Here is a 929-nt window from a genome sequence, read left to right on the forward strand (position 1 = left end):
GCTGAAAAGAGCGCGCCGCGCGGCGAGGGCTTCAGGCCGCCGCCGCGCCCGCCTGCGGCGGCGCCGCGAGGTAGTTGTTTTTCACGCGCACGTAGTGCTCGGCCGAATACCGCAGGTACGCGATTTCCTGCGGTGTCAGCGCCCGCTGCCGCACGGCCGGGCGGCCCGTGTAGAGGTAGCCGCTCTCCAGCACCTTGCCGGGCGTGACCAGGCTGCCGGCGCCGAGCATCACGCGGTCGCCGACCACCGCGTCGTCCATCACGATGCTGCCCATGCCGATCAGGCACTCGTCCCCGATGGTGCAGCCGTGCAGGATCACCGAATGGCCCAGCGTGACGTGGCTGCCGATCACGAGCGGCGAGCCGTCCGGCTTGCCCGGATGGCGGTGCGACACGTGGCCCATGGCCAGGTCCTGCACGTTGGAGCATTCGCCCACCACGATGCGGTTCACGTCGCCGCGCAGCACCGCGTTGCACCACACCGAGCTGTCGCGCCCCAGGTGCACATCGCCGATCACCTGGGCCGAGGGGTGGAGGTAGACGCCGGCGTCCAGAGCGGGGGCGGTGTCGAGGTAGGGGGCGAGGGGCATGGGGTGCGGTCCGGAGAGAAAGGGGCGGGACGTTGGCGTCGGCAGCGATCTTATGCAAGAACCCCGTGCGCCGCGGCGCTCACCGCAGCGGCGCGTCGCCCGGCGCCCCGAGCGGTGCTGGCCGCCACGGACTGCGCCCCGTCAGCTCCCCCACGATGGCCGCCTTCAGCGGGGCCAGCCGCCGGGCGCCCTGCAGCACCAGTTGCCGCACGGCGCGGGGCAGGGGGCGCGCGTCGGTGTACAGCCGCACGATGGCGTTGGTGCCTTCATAGATCGGCCAGGCGCGGCGGTGGTGCGCGCGGGCATAGGGCCGCAGCGCGTCGGCGCTGCCGATGTCCTG

General features: G+C 72.9%; 1 protein-coding gene and 1 pseudogene. Both read right to left on the reverse strand.

Going from position 1 to position 929, the window contains the following annotated elements; all coding sequences use genetic code 11:
* Positions 1 to 31: 31 nt before the first annotated feature.
* Positions 32 to 589 carry a gamma carbonic anhydrase family protein gene (locus AC27KI_RS25910; RefSeq protein WP_487091392.1) on the reverse strand — a complete coding sequence of 186 codons (558 nt, stop codon included), beginning with the start codon at positions 587 to 589 and terminating at the stop codon, positions 32 to 34.
* A 79-nt stretch (positions 590 to 668) separates the two neighbouring features.
* Positions 669 to 929, reverse strand: a pseudogene (locus AC27KI_RS25915) (5-demethoxyubiquinol-8 5-hydroxylase UbiM); the annotation flags it as partial.

Source organism: Acidovorax sp. KPB24-03 (assembly GCF_057546605.1).